Raw genomic sequence first — 685 nt, forward strand, 5'->3', positions numbered from 1 at the left:
TATTGCTGAAGAATTCCACTTTGGTTTGATGGCACAAGTTGCACCAGGTTGGAAGTTAAGAGTGTTATTAGCTCAGGCTTTGTTCGCGAACCCTGATATTTTGCTTTTGGACGAACCGACCAACAACCTGGACATTCATACCATTGAGTGGCTCGGTACGGTTTTGAATGAGCGAAAATGTACGATGATTATCATCTCGCACGATCGCCATTTCTTGAATTCTGTGTGCACGCATATGGCGGATATCGATTATGGCGAGTTACGTATTTACCCGGGCAACTATGAAGCCTTTACGGCAGCCTCAACACTAATACGTGAGCAACTATTTGCCGAGAATGCTAAAAAGAGTGCCGAAATTGATGAGCTTCAAGCCTTTGTTAACCGCTTTTCAGCCAATGCGTCGAAAGCTAAACAAGCCAGCTCTCGTGCTAAAAAGCTAGATAAGATAACGCTAGATGAAGTCAAATCGTCTAGCCGTTTAACACCTTCCATTAGTTTCAAGCAAGATAAGAAATTGCATCGCCAAGCCTTGGTGCTGGAAGACTTAGGTCATGGCTTTGACGGTGAGACACTCTTCTCGGGTGGTGACCTGATTCTAGAAGCGGGCGCAAAGCTTGCGGTGATTGGTGAGAACGGGGTGGGGAAGTCAACTTTCTTACGTTGTTTGATGAATGAGATTCAAGCC

1 protein-coding gene is annotated in these 685 nt (G+C 45.3%); it reads left to right on the forward strand.

Annotated elements, in window-relative coordinates; genetic code table 11:
* A partial coding sequence (locus A3766_RS03145; protein ID WP_156508646.1) for an ATP-binding cassette domain-containing protein occupies nt 1–685 on the forward strand: 685 nt, incomplete at both ends.

The sequence above is a fragment of the Oleiphilus sp. HI0132 genome (assembly GCF_001635845.1).